The organism is Porphyrobacter sp. MBR-155 (genome assembly GCF_040547625.1).
Classification (GTDB): domain Bacteria; phylum Pseudomonadota; class Alphaproteobacteria; order Sphingomonadales; family Sphingomonadaceae; genus Erythrobacter.
The window spans coordinates 299,677-316,040 of sequence record NZ_JBEPQB010000001.1 but is presented as its reverse complement, the minus strand read 5'-3'; the positions used below and the strand labels follow the sequence as shown (position 1 = coordinate 316,040).

The following is a 16,364-nucleotide window of genomic DNA, read 5'->3' as shown; positions in this document are numbered from 1 at the left end:
CCTCAAGCCTTCGCAGCGGCGGCGGTGGCCGCTCGCTGGTTCTGCAGCGTCTTGATCTGCGCGATGCTCCGGCGCACCTGACGGATACGCGACGGGGCTTCGAGCTGGTTGGTCGCAGCCTGGAACCGCAGATTATACTGCTCGCGCTTGAGCTCGGTGAGCTCAGCGGAAAGCTGATCATCGGTCTTGGTGCGAAGGTCCGCGATATCGGCCATTATTCGCCTCCCAGGTGGCTGGTGTCACCCAGACGGGCGACAACCTTGGTCTTGATCGGCAGCTTCATCGCTGCGCGCTCGAACGCTTCAGCCGCGAGCGGGCCGGCAACGCCATCGAGTTCGAACAGGATCCGGCCCGGCTTTACCCGCGCGGCCCAATATTCGACCGAGCCCTTGCCCTTGCCCTGACGGACTTCGGCAGGCTTCTTCGACACTGGCACATCGGGGAAGATGCGGATCCAGAGACGACCCTGACGCCGGATGTGGCGGGTGATCGCACGGCGCGCAGCTTCGATCTGGCGCGCAGTGAGCCGATCAGGCTCCAGCGCCTTGAGGCCGTAGGAACCAAAGTTAAGATCGGTGCCGCCCTTGGCGTCGCCCTTGATCCGGCCCTTGAAAGCCTTGCGGAATTTGTGTTTTTTCGGTTGCAACATGGTCTGTTACCTCTAGCGGGCCGGCCGGACGCCGGAAGTCTGCGCTTCCAGCATCAGGCGATCTTGCGCGGTCGGATCATGAGCGAGGATCTCACCCTTGAAGATCCACACCTTGATCCCGATGATCCCGTAGGCGGTCAGCGCCTCGGTATCGGCGTAATCGATATTGGCACGCAGCGTGTGAAGCGGCACGCGACCTTCGCGATACCATTCAACGCGGGCGATTTCCGCTCCGCCCAAACGGCCGCCACATACGATCTTGATGCCTTCGGCACCCAGACGCAGCGCCGATTGCACCGCGCGCTTCATCGCCCGGCGGAACGCGATGCGGCGCACCAGCTGATCGGCAATGCCCTGCGCGACGAGCTTGGCATCGATTTCCGGCTTGCGGATTTCAACGATGTTCAGCTTCACTTCGCTCGGCGTCATGGTTGCCAGCTTCGAACGCAGCTTTTCAATGTCTGCGCCCTTCTTGCCGATGATCACGCCGGGACGCGCCGCATAGATCGAAACCCGGCACAGCTTGGCCGGACGCTCGATCACCACCTTGGAAACTGCCGCCTGCGGCAGGTTCTTCATGATGTACTTGCGGATCGTGACGTCTTCCTTGAGCAGCTGCGCATAGTCACGCCCTTCGGCGTACCAACGGCTGTCCCAGGTGCGGTTGATCTGCAGGCGCAGACCGATCGGATTGCTCTTCTGGCCCATCTTACGCCTCTTCTGCTTCGCGAACGACGATCCGCAGCCGGCTGAACGGCTTGAGGATCCGGGTCGACTTGCCACGGCCGCGGGTGTGGAACCGCTTCATCGTCACCGACTTGCCGACCGAAGCTTCCGCCACGATCAACGCATCAACGTCGAGGTTGTGGTTGTTTTCAGCATTGGCGATCGCCGAAGCGAGCACCTTGGTCGCATCGCGCGCCATTGCCCGCTTCGAAAAGGCGAGGATATTCAACGCCTCTTCTGCCTTCTTGCCGCGGATCAGCGCAGCAACAAGGTTGAGCTTCTGCGCCGAACCACGGATCGTGGTGCCGACGGCCAGTGCCTCGTTATCGCCCACGCGGCGGGGTGCTTTTGCCTTGCCCATTAGCGTTTGCCCTTCTTGTCGGCAGCGTGGCCGGGGAAGGTGCGCGTGGGCGCAAATTCACCGAGCTTGTGGCCGACCATTTCTTCCGAAACCGAAACGGGAATGAACTTGCGCCCGTTATAGACATTGAAGGTGAGCCCGACGAACTGCGGCAGAATCGTCGAGCGACGCGACCAAGTCTTGATCGGCTTGGTGTTGCTCGCTTCCTGCGCGCCTTCTGCCTTCTTAAGCAGGCTCAGCTCGACAAACGGGCCTTTCCAGACGGAACGTGCCATCGTCTCTTACCTCTTCTTCTTCGCGTGACGCGAACGGATGATCATCTTGTCCGTCTGCTTGTTATGGCGTGTGCGGGCACCCTTGGTCGGCTTGCCCCATGGGGTAACCGGATGGCGGCCACCCGAAGTGCGGCCTTCACCGCCGCCGTGCGGGTGATCGACCGGGTTCTTGGCAACGCCGCGGGTCAGCGGGCGAACGCCCATCCAACGCTTGCGGCCAGCCTTGGCAAAGTTCTGGTTGCCGTTGTCGGGGTTCGACACCGCACCAACAGTGCCCATGCAATCGGCGCGCAGGTAACGCTGTTCGCCCGAATTGAGGCGCACAATCACCATCGTCCGATCACGGCCAACAACCTGCACATAGGTGCCGGCCGAACGGGCGATCTGACCGCCCTTGCCCGGCTTCATTTCGACATTGTGGCAGATCGTGCCGACCGGCATCTGACCCAGCAGCATCGCATTGCCCGGCTTGGTATCGACCTTTTCACCAGCCACCACCGAATCGCCAACAGCCAGACGCTGCGGGGCGATGATGTAGGCCTGTTCGCCGTCTTCGTACTTCACCAGTGCGATGAAGGCGGTGCGATTGGGGTCATATTCCAGACGTTCAACAGTCGCAGGCATATCCCACTTGCGACGCTTGAAGTCGATGAAGCGGTACTTCTGCTTGTGACCGCCAGCGATCCCGCGCGATGTGACGTGACCCTTGTTGTTGCGGCCACCGGTCTTGTGCTTGCCTTCGGTAAGCGCCTTGACCGGCTTGCCCTTCCACAGGGCCGACTTGTCAACCAGGATCAGACCGCGCCGGGCGGGACTGGTCGGCTTGTAATTCTTGAGTGCCATTGTTCGTTTCCTGTCCCTTGGCCTCAGATACCGCTGGTGATGTCGATCATCTCACCCTCAGCGAGGGTGACGATGGCCTTCTTCACGTCGGAGCGCGTGTAGGGCTTGCCCTTCCAGCGCTTGGTCTTGCCCTTCATGATCAGGGTGTTCACCGCGACGACCTTCTTGTCGTAGATCGCTTCGATGGCTTCCTTGATCTGCGGCTTGGTCGCGCTGCCCGCAACCTTGAACACCACGGCGTAGTTTTCCGACGCCAGGGTTGCCTTTTCGGTGATGTGAGGGCTGAGGATCACGTCATAGTGACGCGCATCAACGGTCTGCTTCTTAGCCATTAGTTAGCCCCTCCCGGAAGGGCGAAGCGCGCCTCCAGCTTTTCGACAGCAGCCTTGGTTAGCACCAGCGTGTCATGGTTGAGGATGTCGTAAACATTGGCGCCCATCGCCGGCATCACGTTGATGCCCGGCAGGTTGCCAGCAGCCTTGCGGAAGCCCGCATCGACCTGCTCGCCGTCGATCACCAGCACCTTGCCCGAAAAACCGGCATTGGCGAGGTGGCTCTTGAGCACCTTGGTCTTGGCTTCGGCGAGTGCGAGCGTGTCAACCACGACGAGCCCGTCCTTGGCCTTCGATGACAGCGCCATCTTGAGGCCGAGCGCACGGATTTTCTTGTTGAGCGATTGCTCAAACTCACGCTTGCGCGCGCCGTGGGCCTTGCCGCCGCCGATGAAGATCGGGGCTGCGCGGTCGCCGTGACGGGCGGTGCCGCCGCCCTTCTGCTTGCCGAACTTCTTGCCGGTGCGGGCCACGTCCGAACGCTCACGCGTCGGGCGGGCGGTGCCGCGGCGGTTTTCGAGCTGCCAGGTCACGACCCGGTGCAGGATATCGGCGCGCGGCTCGATGCCGAACACGTCATCCGAAAGCTCGATATCAGCGCCAGCGCCCTTGAGCGCCTTGCCGTCGATGTTCTGAACCTTAATTTTCATGGCTCAGCCTTCCTTATTTTCGTCGGTGGCCGGAGCGTCGGTTTCGACAGCTTCAACCGCGACCACGTCTTCAGCAGCCGTTTCGGCAACCGAGGGGGTCTCTTCCGCGACAGGTGCGTGCTTCGACAGGACAGCGCCGGGGAACGGCACGCCTTCGGGAAGCGGCAGCTTCACCGCGTCACGAACCAGCAGCCAGCCATTCTTAGCGCCGGGAACCGATCCCTTGACGAACAGAAGGCCGCGCTCCGCGTCGGTGCGGACGATTTCGAGGTTCTGCTGGGTGCGCTGACGGTCGCCCATGTGGCCGGCCATCTTCTTGCCCTTAAACACCTTACCAGGATCCTGACGCTGACCGGTCGAACCATGCGCACGGTGCGAGATCGAAACGCCGTGGGTGGCGCGCATACCGCCGAAACCCCAACGCTTCATGGCCCCTGCAAAGCCCTTGCCCTGCGTGTGGCCGGTAATGTCGACCATCTGGCCGGCAATGAAATGTTCGGCGCTGATGGTCGAACCGACCGGCACGAGGCCATCGGCGTTTTCGACGCGGAATTCAGCGACGCGCTTTTTCAGGCCGACATCGGCCTTGGCGAAATGTTCACGCTGCGGCTTGGCAACGTTCTTTTGCTTGGCTTCGCCCGCGCCGAGCTGGACTGCGAAATAACCATCGCGTTCAGCTGTGCGGTGCGACACTACCTGGCAATCTTCCAGCGCGAGAACGGTCACAGGCACGTGCCGTCCGTCCTCCTGGAAGAGGCGGGTCATCCCGACTTTCTTTGCGATAACGCCGGTGCGCATCGTCAGTTTCTCCTCAACAGAGGCACCCGCAGACCATCCGCAGGTGCTTGGCGGGCCACGGCGATAAACCGCCGCAACCCCGTTCAGCCCGAATTGTCTTGCATCGCCCCGTCCGGGCTGAGTGCTCTGGCAGGCCGGATGGCCGCTGGAGCGAGACGGGGGACGCGGCCCGGATAATTATCCGGCGGTATCCACCCTATCGTCAGATCAGGCAGTTCGCCTGAACGATAGAGGCCCCTGCCGAAGCGGGGGCATTTCGGCTGGCTTACGCCAGCTTGATCTCAACATTCACGCCAGCTGCCAGATCGAGCTTCATCAGCGCGTCGACGGTCTGGGCGTTGGGCTGCACGATATCGAGCAGCCGCTTGTAGGTGCGCACCTCGAACTGCTCGCGCGACTTTTTGTCGACGTGCGGGCCGCGGTTCACGGTGAACTTCTCGATACGCGTCGGCAGCGGAATGGGGCCACGAATAAGAGCGCCAGTGCGGCGGGCCGTATCTGCGATCTCTCCAGTGGCCTGGTCGAGAACGCGGTGATCGAACGCCTTGAGGCGAATACGGATATTCTGAGCTTCCATGTCCAACTACCGATGCGAAAGAGCCAAGGATCCTCCGGTTGCCCGGCATTTCCCAAAAAACAAAGGCCAGCCTCGCTCATTTTCCGGTTTCCCGAGAGCGGGCGGCCTCATTGAATGTCGTTCCAACACAGACGAATCTGCGTCGGGAGCCGCGCCTATACGGAGCGTGTAGGATTCTGGCAAGAGCCAAGTGTAAGGAAATTGCGCGGCAAGGAAATGCATCCCGCCCGACACCAAAAACCACGCGGCCCCATACAACAAGGCCCGGCTCTCATGCGAGAGCCGGGCCTCAATGTCGTTCACCTTCGCCCCTTAGCGGAGCAAAAGCTTACTTGGTGATCTTGGCAACGACGCCCGAACCCACGGTGCGGCCGCCTTCGCGGATTGCGAAGCGCAGGCCTTCGTCCATGGCGATCGGTGCGATCAACTTGACGCCGATGGTCACGTTGTCGCCCGGCATCACCATTTCGGTGCCTTCGGGAAGGATCACTTCGCCGGTCACGTCGGTGGTGCGGAAGTAGAACTGCGGGCGGTAGTTGGCGAAGAACGGCGTGTGACGGCCACCTTCGTCCTTCGACAGCACGTAGACTTCGGCGCTGAACTCGGTGTGCGGGCTGACCGAACCGGGCTTGCACAGCACCTGGCCGCGCTCAACGTCTTCACGGGCAACGCCGCGGATCAGGGCGCCGACGTTGTCGCCAGCTTCACCGCGATCAAGCAGCTTGCGGAACATTTCCACGCCGGTGACGGTGGTCTTGCGGGTGTCCTTGATGCCGACGATTTCGACTTCGTCGCCCACATTCACAATGCCGGTTTCGATACGGCCGGTCACCACGGTGCCGCGACCCGAGATCGAGAACACGTCTTCGATCGGCATCAGGAACGGCTTGTCGATCGGACGGTCAGGCTGCGGGATGTGCGCGTCGACGGCTTCGATCAGAGCGATGATCGAATCCTTGCCGATGGCGTCATCACGGCCTTCGAGAGCGGCGAGAGCCGAACCCTTGATGATCGGAATGTTATCACCGTCAAAATCATACGACGACAGCAGTTCGCGCACTTCGAGTTCGACGAGTTCGAGGATTTCCTCGTCATCGACCTGATCGACCTTGTTCATGTACACGACCAGCGCCGGCACGCCGACCTGACGGGCGAGCAGGATGTGCTCACGGGTCTGGGGCATCGGGCCGTCAGCTGCGTTCACCACCAGGATAGCGCCGTCCATCTGGGCGGCACCGGTGATCATGTTCTTCACGTAGTCGGCGTGACCCGGGCAATCGACGTGCGCATAGTGACGCGCAGCCGATTCATATTCGACGTGTGCGGTCGAGATGGTGATCCCGCGCTCACGCTCTTCGGGAGCCTTGTCGATGTTGGCGAAATCGACGGCAGCGCCGCCATAGACTTCGGCCATCACCTTGGTGATCGCTGCTGTCAGCGTGGTCTTGCCATGGTCAACGTGACCGATGGTGCCGATGTTGCAGTGCGGCTTGTTCCGCTGGAATTTTTCCTTGGCCATTTCTCTGGTGTACCTTCTTGAATGAAATCGTGTGTTCGCGCGAGAACGGCGGTGCCCGCTGAATCAGGCGCCGCCCCTAAACCGTCAGGCCGGGTTAGGCAAGTTTCTCCTTGACCTCGGCTGCGACGTTGGCGGGAACCTCGTCATAGTGCGAGAACTGCATGGTGTAATTCGCGCGCCCTTGCGTGAACGAGCGCAATTCGTTGACGTAGCCGAACATATTGGCGAGCGGGACAAACGCCTCGACCGCCTGGGCATTGCCGCGCGTGTCGGTGCCCTGAATCTGACCGCGCCGACTGTTAAGATCGCCGATGACGTCGCCCAGATAATCATCCGGAGTCACCACTTCGACCTTCATGATCGGCTCGAGCAGCTTGATCCCGGCCTTCTGCGCGACTTCACGCATCGCACCGCGCGCGGCGATTTCGAACGCAATCGCGCTCGAGTCGACGTCGTGGTACGCACCATCGGTCAGCTTGATGCTGAAATCGATGATCGGGAAGCCGACCAGGTGCCCGCTGGCAGCCTGTTCGCGGAAACCCTTTTCAATCGCCGGGATATATTCGCGCGGGATGTTCCCGCCCTTGATCACGTCTTCAAAGATCACGCCCTGACCACGCTCACCGGGGATTACCGTCACCTTGACGCGGCCGAACTGGCCTGAGCCACCCGACTGCTTCTTGTGGGTGTAATCCACCTCGACTTCGCGGGCGAGGTATTCGCGGTAGGCCACCTGAGGGGCGCCGACATTGGCCTCGACCTTGAATTCGCGCTTCATGCGATCAACCAGAATGTCGAGGTGCAACTCGCCCATGCCCTTGATGATCGTCTGGCCGCTTTCGTGGTCAGTCGACACGCGGAAAGACGGATCTTCAGCCGACAGGCGGTTGAGCGCGATGCCCATCTTTTCCTGGTCAGCCTTGGTCTTGGGTTCCACCGACAATTCGATCACCGGTTCAGGGAATTCCATCCGTTCGAGAACGATCGGTGCCTTTTCCGCGCACAGCGTGTCGCCGGTGGTGGTTTCCTTCATGCCCGCAAGCGCAATGATGTCACCGGCAAAGGCTTCATCCACGTCCTTGCGTTCGTTCGCGTGCATTTCCAGCATGCGCCCGACTTTTTCCTTCTTATCCTTGACCGAGTTCAGGTAGGTGCCCTTGCCCAGCACACCCGAATAGATGCGGATGAAGGTCAGGCTGCCGACGAACGGATCGTTCATCACCTTGAACGCGAGCGCGCTGAACGGCGCTTCGTCGGTCGCGGGGCGGCTGTCAGGCTCGTTGCTGTCCATCTTGAGGCCCTGAACATCAGGGATGTCGAGCGGCGACGGCAGGTAATCGACCACCGCATCGAGCAATGGCTGAACGCCCTTGTTCTTGAATGCAGAACCGCAGCAAACCGGCACGAAAGACTGGTTGAGCGTGCCCTTGCGGATCAACGCCTTCAGCGTCGCCACATCAGGCTCGTTGCCTTCGAGATAGGCCTCCATCGCGTCATCGTCCTGCTCAACCGCAAGCTCGATCAACTCGCTGCGATAGACAGCGGCTTCGTCAGCCATGTCGGCGGGGATCTCTTCATAGAAGAATTCGGCGCCCAGCGCTTCGTCCTTCCAGATGATCGCGCGGTTGTTGACGAGATCAACCAGACCCTTGAGGTCGGCTTCGATGCCGATCGGAAGATAAAGCACCGCCGGACGCGCGCCGAGACGGTCGATGATCGACTGGACGCAATATTTGAAGTTGGCGCCGGTGCGATCCAACTTATTGATGAAGCACATCCGGGGGACGCCGTATTTGTCAGCCTGACGCCATACGGTTTCGGACTGGGGCTCAACCCCGGCCACGCCGTCAAAACAGGCGACCGCGCCATCGAGCACGCGCAGGGAGCGTTCGACTTCGATTGTGAAGTCAACGTGTCCGGGGGTGTCGATAATGTTGATGCGGTGTTCGGGGCCCTTGCCGTCTTCGGCCTGCCAGAAACAGGTCGTCGCGGCCGAGGTGATGGTGATACCGCGTTCTTGCTCCTGCTCCATCCAGTCCATCGTCGCCGCGCCATCGTGCACTTCGCCGATCTTGTAGGACTTGCCGGTGTAGAACAGAATCCGTTCAGTGGTGGTGGTCTTGCCGGCGTCAATATGCGCCATAATGCCGATATTGCGGTAGCGTTCGAGCGGATGGCTGCGTGCCATGATGCGTTCCTCAGGTTGGCTGGAGCGGAGCAGGCCACCAAGGCCTCGCGCGCGCTCCATATAGTTGCTTTTGTGACAGCGGAAAGACCGACCGCCCCTTTTTCACAAGGAGGCGGTCAGGCGTTTCCCCTGCCCCGCGCGCTTACCAGCGGTAATGCGAGAAGGCGCGGTTGGCGTCAGCCATGCGGTGCGCGTCTTCGCGCTTTTTCACAGCATTGCCACGGTTGTTGGCGGCATCCATCAACTCACCCGACAGCCGCGCTGCCATCGTGGTTTCCGGACGGCCGCGCGCCGCAGTGATCAGCCAGCGGATCGCCAGCGCCTGAGCGCGTTCGCTCCGCACTTCGACCGGCACCTGATAGGTCGCCCCGCCAACGCGGCGGCTGCGCACTTCGACCTGCGGCTTCACATTGTTGAGCGCATCATGGAACAGCTGGATCGGATCGGCCTTGGACTTTTCCTCCACCGTGGCGAGCGCGCCATAGACGATCTTTTCAGCAACAGCCTTTTTCCCGTCGAGCATGAGGTTGTTCATGAACTTCGACAGTATCTGATCACCATACTGGGGATCGGGCAGAATGACCCGCTTTTCGGGACGACGACGACGTGACATTTGCTTGTCTCCAAAATCTCTAATTCGTCTCCCCGGACTTGATCCGGGGCCCCGCTCCTTTTCCGGTGCCCATTTGAGCAACCAAGGCAGCGGGATCCCGGGTCAAGCCCGGGACGACGGAAGGGCCATTACTTCGGACGCTTCGCCCCATACTTGGAACGGCTCTGTTTGCGATCCTTAACACCCTGCGTATCGAGCACGCCGCGCAGGACGTGGTAACGCACACCGGGAAGATCGCGCACACGCCCGCCGCGGATCAGTACGACGCTGTGTTCCTGCAGGTTGTGGCCTTCACCGGGGATGTAGCTGATCACTTCGCGCTGGTTGGTCAGGCGCACCTTGGCAACCTTGCGCAGCGCCGAGTTCGGCTTTTTCGGGGTCGTCGTGTAAACACGGGTGCAAACGCCGCGCTTCTGCGGGTTCTGCTCCATCGCAGGGACCTTGGACTTGGCCTTCTGCGGAACGCGGCCCTTGCGGACCAGCTGGTTGATTGTCGGCATTAAGTTCTCACTTCACCTTTTTGTCGACCCTTCCGGGCGGGAAACCGGTTCCCACTTTCCCTGAAGGGATCGATACGAGGGTGACACGGGCGCCGGAAGTTGAAGGAGGAGAAGAATAAGCCCTGATTCGTCACCCCAGCGAAAGCTGGGGCCTAGGGCCGCAAGCACTCAGCTGGCGGCGGGAGATCCCAGCTTTCGCTGGGATGACGAAGAGACCGAAACGCTCCACCCGCAAATCCGGCCCTTCGGCCACCGGGTTACTTTGACGGCTGCCCCTCTGGGAGAGACGCACCGGCAATGTTCAGCTCGATCCGGGTATGACCCCGGAAGATGCGGGCCCTTAGGCGGGTTTGGGCGGGGGGTCAAGGGTTGGTGTTGGAGGGGCGGCGGCACCACAACAGCGAGCCTGCCAACAAACGGCGCGCAGCGAAACTAACCTATGGCACAATAACGGCGGCGCAGCGCCGCAAGGCCGACCGGCCGCCCGAGCGAATGCGAGGAAAGCCAAGGCGGACGGACGTCCGCCGCCCGGCGCTTGAGGGCGAAAACAAGAGACTCGCGGGGCCACTAACCCCCGCGTTCGTCGCGCTGGCGAAGAGTGGGATCCATACCGCAACTCAGATCTATAATGAATCTGTTTTTCAGTGAATTAAGCTTCCGCATCACTTGATGCGCTAGACGCCTCGTTGTCCGACTGGTCAATCTCGTCATTTGTCGGGAACGTCGCGCGCACGGGTTTCGGCGGCGTGGCCTGCCATGATCGCAAGTTTTGCCCAACGAGGTCATAGAAATCTCTTGAGCAAGCCTCAAGCGTCTCAATGAAAGTTCGACGACCAACGAACCGCTTAGCGTCCACTTCGATCAAGAGAACCTCAAACGAATGCGGTGCTGCATCCGACTTATCATTGTCGATAGCGTCAGGATCAAGACGAAGTAATCCTACGTCTTTCTGCGTCGGCGGCCTTCTTCCCGGCCAGTGCGCCCGAATTGCAAGTCGCGAGTCATCATCCTTAAGCATACGAAGAAGCCAATTTACACGTGCTTTGGTGGATTTTCGATCTTGCGGAGCTTTTAGCTTCATACTGAAAACAATTGATCTTCGCGTTAAGTCCGCGCACAACTCTATGTCTGACGCCGCAGCTGGCACAACAAAACTACCAACAAGTCTATGATCTTCTACGAGTGTCTTGCAGCCATCCTTGAGTCTTGCTGTTGGATCACTCAACAGGTTTCGCTCAACCTTTACAAAAACAGACTCACCAATATGGCTTGAAAGCAACAAACTCATATCTTTTAATTCTTGGAACCAAGCATTAATCGTTTCCTCTACTTCAAAGCTTGTTCGCTTCAAAGTCTCTTGATTTGAGACCGCCTGTGCAACGTCTTTCCAACTTGGCCCCATCTGCGTGAACCGCTCGATCCCAGTAGTAGGGTGGCTCAGCAAACGCTTGAATTCCCTAATAAGAAAATCTTGCTCATCATCTTCAACCCGGTTCTGATGCGATAAAATATCACATTGCGTTTGAATCCAAGTCCATGACCAATGAAATAATGATACCTTTTTTAGTAATGACTTAGGTATATTTAATGGCGAAACATCAGCGCGTGCAACAAACTGATTTGATATCGTAATTACAGCATCAATACCGTTCGCTTTCGCGGCTTCTATGTAACGTGTCACTTGGTCATATTGAAGATCGAATTTTCCGATTTTTGCTTCAATCAAAGCCGTCCATGTATTTTTTCCATTCCGAATGACAATCAAGCCATCGGGTCTGTTTTTTATTTCTGACGCGTCATTCAAAACAATCTCAGTGTAAGATTCAATTTGCGATCTCTTGCCAATCCGAAGACCAGTGGAGCCGAAAAGCACTTCTGCCAAAGCCGGGATTTTTGGAAGCAACGCGAGCAAAATCGAGGCAATTCTGCCTTCGCGGCTTGTGTCGGCTAACACGGGAAAAAGGCGTGCTCGCTCACCTTGTTTAACCATTTCCGGCAAATCACGCATTCCGTAATTCCTCGATCCAACAATTGTGAAAAAACTGCCCCTAAGCGCAATAATTATCTCATGTTAGCTACTTAGTTTGCCATCTATCAAGGATTCATTGGCCAAAAAATGGCTTCGTGGCTCCGCGCGTTGATTGTTTCCGCCCTCAAGCGCCGGGCGCGGGCCGTCCGGCCCGCTTGGCTTACGCGCCATAAGGCGCGGCGCGCAGTCGCGCTTGCGGCGCTGCGCGCCGGTTCATCGCCATTCGCACGGTCGGTGGCCCCTCGCCCACCCCCGACCCCTCCCGCCAGCGGGAGGGGAGTTAAGGCCCCTCTGCGTCTCCCCTTCTTCTCTGCGTGAAACCCTGCTTCGCACCTCGCGCTTCCATCTTCGCGCCTTTGCGTCTTCGCGTCTTCGCGTCTTCGCGTCTTCGCGTCTTCGCGTCTTCGCGTGAAACACAAAAAGCGGGGCCCCGGGTCAAGCCCGGGGCGACAAAAAGGGGGGACGGACGCTACCCCCTCCCCTCCGCGAGTTGTTTGTTGACGCCCTCAAGCGCCGGGCGCAGCGCATCCGCGCTGCTTGGCTACGCGCCATAAGGCGCGGCGCGCGGTCGCGCTTGCGGCGCTGCGCGCCGTTTGGTGCCATACGCGGCGTGGTGGCTTTCCCCATTTTCCTACTCGGAAAATCCGTGCCACCCGCTGGCCTATGCATGATGCTTCCTTCCCTCCCCCCACCAAGCGCAACAAGCGCGCCGTCCCGCGGCAGGCGACCTCTGATGTTGCGTGGGAGCTTACCAATATCGACATTCCGGACGATGATCCGCTGCTCGATTTCGAACCCGTGCCGCACAGCCGCCCGCGCCGCAATTCGATCACCCCCGATCTCCAGCGCGCCTTTATCGCGCATCTCGCCGCGACCGGGATCGTCAAATCCGCCGCCGCCCATATCGGCAAAAGCCTTGAGGCGATTTACAAGCTGCGCCAGCGGCCCGGCGCGCAGGGGTTTTGCGAGGCGTGGGACGAGGCGCTGCGCTGGGGGGTGTTGCGGCTGGAGGATTGCGCGATCGAGCGTGCGCTGGCCGAGGGGCTCTCCAACCTGCGCGCCAATTCGATGCTCGCCTGGGTGCTGCAATATCGCGGCTTCATGCGGGTTGAGGCGCACGATGTTATCCCCGGCCACTGGCTGTATGAAAGCATCAAGGAAAAGGTGCTGCGCGAGGAGAGGGAGAGGAGGCGGCGCAAGGCAGAGCCATCGACCTAGAACCAAACGGCGCGCAGCCGCCGCAAGGCCGACCGGCCGCCGGAGCGAATGCGAGGAAAGCCAAGGCGGACGGACGTCCGCCGCCCGGCGCCTGAGGGCGCCCACAAACGACTCGCGGATGCGCTGCGCAAATTAAGACCCCAGAAACTCCACCAGCGCCCGCACCTTGCGGCTGCGCCATTGCGGGCGCGGGGCGAGTAGCCAGTAGCCGCGCTGGGACGGCTCCGGCCCCTCGATCACTTCCAGCGCGCCGCGCGCAATCGCGCCTTCGGCCAGCGCCAGTGGCAGAATGGTGCGCCCCATCCCCGCAAGCGCCGAAGCCAGCGCCTGACCGGGGCTACCTGCCTTGACGCAAGCGTTGATTCCATCGGGCAGCGGCGCGCCGGGCCAGTCGATCCACGGCCCAGAGACATTGGCGCGGTGCTGCGGCGCGGCCACGGTGACGCGCATCGCCGGGGCCAGCGGCACACCCTCCAGCTCACCCGGCCCGTCGGCCAGCCGGATCGCCAGATCAAGGTTCGCCTCGGCAAAATCGGCGTGTTCATCGGCGGCGAGGATATACTGGATGCCCGGCGTATCCGCCTGAAACCGTGCCAGCCGGGGGGCGAGCCATTCGGCGAAGAATTCGCGCGGGGTGGCGATGGTATAGCGGTCAGACGCCTGACCCGCCTGCATCACGTCGACGCTTTCCTCGAACCTGAGGAACCCTTCGCGCAAGGGGTCAAGCCCGGCGGTGCCTTCCGGCGTCAATTCCAGTCCCTTGGGCGTGCGGCGGAACAAGACCACGCCGAGCACATCTTCCAAGGCGCGGATCTGCTGGCCGACGGCGGCCGGGGTCACCGCCAGTTCATCCGCCGCGCGGGTGAACGACAGGTGGCGCGCCGCAGCATCGAACACGCGCAGGGCGTTCAGGGGGAGATGGGTGCGTTTCACGCGAGGGGAATTAGGCGCGGGCGCGGCTGACCGCAAGGATCAACGCGTGCTGCGTCCCTCAGCCGTTTCGGGCGCGGCGAGCGGGAAGAACGGGATCCGCACTTCGGCTGGCGATCCATCGGGCCGTTCAAAGGTGTAGAACCCTTCCATCGAACCGAACGGCGTCGTCAGCGGGCAGCCCGATACGTAATCATGGCTCTGCCCGGGGGAAAGCAGCGGCTGTTCACCCACCACGCCTTCGCCATCGACATGGTTCACCATCCCGCGCCCATCGGTGATCCGCCAATGCCTGGTGCGCAGGCGCATCGGTTCGTGCGAGGCGTTTTCGATGCGGATGTGATAGACCCAGAACCACTTGCCCGCCTCTGGATGCGATTGTTCGGGCAGATAGTTGACGGCAACCCGGACGGTTACTCCGTCAGTGGTGGCTGCGTGCTGGAAGAGTTCTTTCATAACGCCTCTCAACGTAGCGATTTGCGCATCCGTCACAAGAGGCTGAGTATCCTTAATCCCCGCTGTATGCTGCTATCCGTTCTATTTCGCTGAAAGTGCCGCAGCCGGGTGGGCCAGATTGTTCGCCGCCCGCAGCTATTCCCAGGAAAGGTGGAATGACATGGGGATCCGGAACCGGCCACCGGCTTCAATACCCGATCCGATCTTGATCCGCGCCATCGCAACGCCCTTGCGGGCTGCTTCGCGGAAAATGGGATGTGTGCAGTCAGGCCGGATATCCTGCGGCACGCCGTCCTGGTCGAGCGTGAGCGCCACCATGCAGCGCCCCTCAATACCATACCGTAGCGCTGCTGACGGGTACTCGACCAGCGGGGCTACACTGTAAAGCGACGCGCCTTGGATCGGCAGCAGTATCCCCTGCGCTTGGTCGGGCGAATCCGCCGGTGGCTCCGCGGCGGCAGGCGGTTCGGCAATCGGCGGCCCGGCAAGCGCAGAGGCGATGACCGGAGCGACAATCATTAGCAGGGCATACATGGCTCGTTCCTTCGGGTGTCTTATTGGCCCGCCAACAGTTCCTCGATCTGGCCGAGGCGTTCCTTGCCGAAGAACATTTCGCTTTCGCCGCCCTTTGGCCCGACGAACATCGTGGGAATGCCGAAAGCGCCGCGCGCAACCACGGCGTCGGTGTTGGCGGCAAGGCGTTGTTTCACTGCATCGGTCTGCGCGCGGGCGAACAGATCGGCGGCGTCAAAACCTGCCGCGTTCAGCACTGCGCCGATGGCCTGCGGATCGGTGATATCCAGCCCGTCCTCCCAGATCGGTCGCAGCAGCGTGTCGGCAAACTGCACCCCGCGCCCGTCTTCGTCGGCTGCGGTCAGCATCCGTTGCAGGAGAATCGAATTGAACGGGAATTGCGGGTGCAACCGGTATTTGCCCAGCCCGTGGCGGGCAATAAAGCGCTGCATTTCCAGCATCGCATAGTCGTTCTTGCCCTTAACCTCGCTGTCGCGGATCATCGGCGGCGCGTTGCCGGTCAACTTGTGCATTCCGGCCAGAAACACCGGGATCACGTCAAGTTCAGCCTCATAACGATTAACCAGATCGCGCAGCGGCCACCACACCAGATAGGCATTGGGGCTGACGAAATCGAATACGAGTTCAACGCGGATTGCCATGATGTTGCTCCGTTAGCAGATCTTAAAAATTAAATGGTCTGACATACTCATCCAAAGCCTTCAGAACCGGCGAAGGCATCCGACCAGTTTCACAAGTCGAAAATACTGATCCTTCGAATACCTTCCGGCCATCAACGAACCATCGGGACCCATTGGAGAGATCTTTATTGAAGTAGCACACTGCTCCCTTCGATCCATCATACTTGACCGCGACAACCCAGCGGTGATCGTCGCAATTGTGCTGTTCACAGGCCGACATCTGAAGATAACCGTCAAGACCATCGATTGGGCCAGCCGTATGCTCATCAGACAGAACCATTTCCTGCAAAAATTGCTGCGGAATCGAGCGCCGAACGACTCTGACAACTTCCGATCTCTGAAGAAAAGTCGAACCGTCAACCTCGTCGAATGGATACTTATTGAAGTATTTTACAAGCGCTTCGCTTTCCTGCGCGGCTAGCGGAGCAGCGAATAACGGTAAAAGCACCAAAGTTGTAAGCGCGCGCATCTGTAGAACTCCACTTG

At 60.3% G+C, this 16,364-nt stretch carries 21 protein-coding genes; 1 reads left to right on the top strand and 20 read right to left on the bottom strand.

Going from position 1 to position 16,364, the window contains the following annotated elements:
- Positions 1–2 precede the first annotated feature (2 nt).
- The 15 genes from rpmC to ABIE62_RS01495 all read right to left on the bottom strand — a co-directional run bounded on the left by rpmC (position 3) and on the right by ABIE62_RS01495 (position 12,039).
- Positions 3–215, bottom strand: coding sequence for a 50S ribosomal protein L29 (gene rpmC / locus ABIE62_RS01565; RefSeq protein WP_354322954.1), 213 nt, complete (start codon positions 213–215; stop codon positions 3–5).
- On the bottom strand, positions 215–649 hold the full coding sequence (gene rplP / locus ABIE62_RS01560) for a 50S ribosomal protein L16 (protein WP_354322952.1): 435 nt from the start codon (positions 647–649) through the stop codon (positions 215–217). Before rplP ends, rpmC begins: the two co-directional genes overlap by 1 nt.
- A gap of 12 nt (positions 650–661) precedes the next feature.
- Positions 662–1,357: a 30S ribosomal protein S3 gene (rpsC, locus tag ABIE62_RS01555; protein WP_354322950.1), complete on the bottom strand. Its 696-nt coding sequence runs from the start codon at positions 1,355–1,357 to the stop codon at positions 662–664.
- 1 nt (position 1,358) lies between these two features.
- Positions 1,359–1,736 (bottom strand): 50S ribosomal protein L22, encoded by a 378-nt coding sequence (gene rplV, locus ABIE62_RS01550; protein WP_354322948.1) that lies wholly within the window; start codon positions 1,734–1,736, stop codon positions 1,359–1,361.
- Complete coding sequence (gene rpsS / locus ABIE62_RS01545) at positions 1,736–2,011, bottom strand: 30S ribosomal protein S19 (RefSeq protein ID WP_354322946.1); 276 nt, start codon at positions 2,009–2,011, stop codon at positions 1,736–1,738. The genes rplV and rpsS overlap by 1 nt, the downstream gene beginning before the upstream one ends.
- A gap of 6 nt (positions 2,012–2,017) precedes the next feature.
- Positions 2,018–2,854 carry a 50S ribosomal protein L2 gene (rplB, locus tag ABIE62_RS01540; protein ID WP_354322944.1) on the bottom strand — a complete coding sequence of 279 codons (837 nt, stop codon included), beginning with the start codon at positions 2,852–2,854 and terminating at the stop codon, positions 2,018–2,020.
- A 23-nt stretch (positions 2,855–2,877) separates the two neighbouring features.
- Positions 2,878–3,186 carry a 50S ribosomal protein L23 gene (locus ABIE62_RS01535; protein WP_354322942.1) on the bottom strand — a complete coding sequence of 103 codons (309 nt, stop codon included), beginning with the start codon at positions 3,184–3,186 and terminating at the stop codon, positions 2,878–2,880.
- Positions 3,186–3,836 (bottom strand): 50S ribosomal protein L4, encoded by a 651-nt coding sequence (rplD, locus tag ABIE62_RS01530; RefSeq protein WP_354322941.1) that lies wholly within the window; start codon positions 3,834–3,836, stop codon positions 3,186–3,188. The genes ABIE62_RS01535 and rplD overlap by 1 nt, the downstream gene beginning before the upstream one ends.
- 3 nt (positions 3,837–3,839) lie before the next feature.
- The gene (rplC, locus tag ABIE62_RS01525) at positions 3,840–4,634 is read right to left on the bottom strand and encodes a 50S ribosomal protein L3 (protein ID WP_354322939.1); all 795 of its coding nucleotides are present in this window, start codon (positions 4,632–4,634) and stop codon (positions 3,840–3,842) included.
- A 265-nt stretch (positions 4,635–4,899) separates the two neighbouring features.
- Positions 4,900–5,211, bottom strand: coding sequence for a 30S ribosomal protein S10 (gene rpsJ / locus ABIE62_RS01520; RefSeq protein WP_017665146.1), 312 nt, complete (start codon positions 5,209–5,211; stop codon positions 4,900–4,902).
- A 328-nt stretch (positions 5,212–5,539) separates the two neighbouring features.
- The gene (tuf, locus tag ABIE62_RS01515; RefSeq protein ID WP_354322937.1) at positions 5,540–6,730 is read right to left on the bottom strand and encodes an elongation factor Tu; all 1,191 of its coding nucleotides are present in this window, start codon (positions 6,728–6,730) and stop codon (positions 5,540–5,542) included.
- A 94-nt stretch (positions 6,731–6,824) separates the two neighbouring features.
- The gene (gene fusA / locus ABIE62_RS01510; protein ID WP_354322936.1) at positions 6,825–8,918 is read right to left on the bottom strand and encodes an elongation factor G; all 2,094 of its coding nucleotides are present in this window, start codon (positions 8,916–8,918) and stop codon (positions 6,825–6,827) included.
- A 142-nt stretch (positions 8,919–9,060) separates the two neighbouring features.
- Positions 9,061–9,531 carry a 30S ribosomal protein S7 gene (gene rpsG, locus ABIE62_RS01505; protein ID WP_354322934.1) on the bottom strand — a complete coding sequence of 157 codons (471 nt, stop codon included), beginning with the start codon at positions 9,529–9,531 and terminating at the stop codon, positions 9,061–9,063.
- Between the two features lie 128 nt (positions 9,532–9,659).
- Entirely contained in the window at positions 9,660–10,031 is a 372-nt protein-coding gene (gene rpsL, locus ABIE62_RS01500; RefSeq protein ID WP_006831873.1) for a 30S ribosomal protein S12, read from the bottom strand.
- Between the two features lie 649 nt (positions 10,032–10,680).
- Positions 10,681–12,039, bottom strand: coding sequence for a hypothetical protein (locus ABIE62_RS01495; protein WP_354322932.1), 1,359 nt, complete (start codon positions 12,037–12,039; stop codon positions 10,681–10,683).
- A gap of 684 nt (positions 12,040–12,723) precedes the next feature.
- Between ABIE62_RS01495 and ABIE62_RS01490 the strand changes: the two genes are divergently transcribed.
- Positions 12,724–13,278: a hypothetical protein gene (locus tag ABIE62_RS01490; RefSeq protein WP_354322931.1), complete on the top strand. Its 555-nt coding sequence runs from the start codon at positions 12,724–12,726 to the stop codon at positions 13,276–13,278.
- A 132-nt stretch (positions 13,279–13,410) separates the two neighbouring features.
- On the opposite strand, the gene ABIE62_RS01485 is transcribed toward ABIE62_RS01490, so the two are convergent.
- The 5 genes from ABIE62_RS01485 to ABIE62_RS01465 all read right to left on the bottom strand — a co-directional run bounded on the left by ABIE62_RS01485 (position 13,411) and on the right by ABIE62_RS01465 (position 16,347).
- On the bottom strand, positions 13,411–14,211 hold the full coding sequence (locus tag ABIE62_RS01485; protein WP_354322930.1) for a LysR family transcriptional regulator: 801 nt from the start codon (positions 14,209–14,211) through the stop codon (positions 13,411–13,413).
- 39 nt (positions 14,212–14,250) lie between these two features.
- Positions 14,251–14,664, bottom strand: coding sequence for a Co2+/Mg2+ efflux facilitator ApaG/CorD (gene apaG / locus ABIE62_RS01480; protein WP_354322928.1), 414 nt, complete (start codon positions 14,662–14,664; stop codon positions 14,251–14,253).
- A gap of 135 nt (positions 14,665–14,799) precedes the next feature.
- A complete protein-coding gene (locus ABIE62_RS01475; protein ID WP_354322926.1) occupies positions 14,800–15,198 on the bottom strand; it encodes an energy transducer TonB in 399 nt (132 codons plus the stop codon).
- Between the two features lie 20 nt (positions 15,199–15,218).
- Positions 15,219–15,839: a 2-hydroxychromene-2-carboxylate isomerase gene (locus ABIE62_RS01470; protein ID WP_354322925.1), complete on the bottom strand. Its 621-nt coding sequence runs from the start codon at positions 15,837–15,839 to the stop codon at positions 15,219–15,221.
- Positions 15,840–15,861: 22 nt separating this feature from the next.
- Positions 15,862–16,347: a hypothetical protein gene (locus ABIE62_RS01465; protein ID WP_354322924.1), complete on the bottom strand. Its 486-nt coding sequence runs from the start codon at positions 16,345–16,347 to the stop codon at positions 15,862–15,864.
- Positions 16,348–16,364 lie beyond the last annotated feature (17 nt).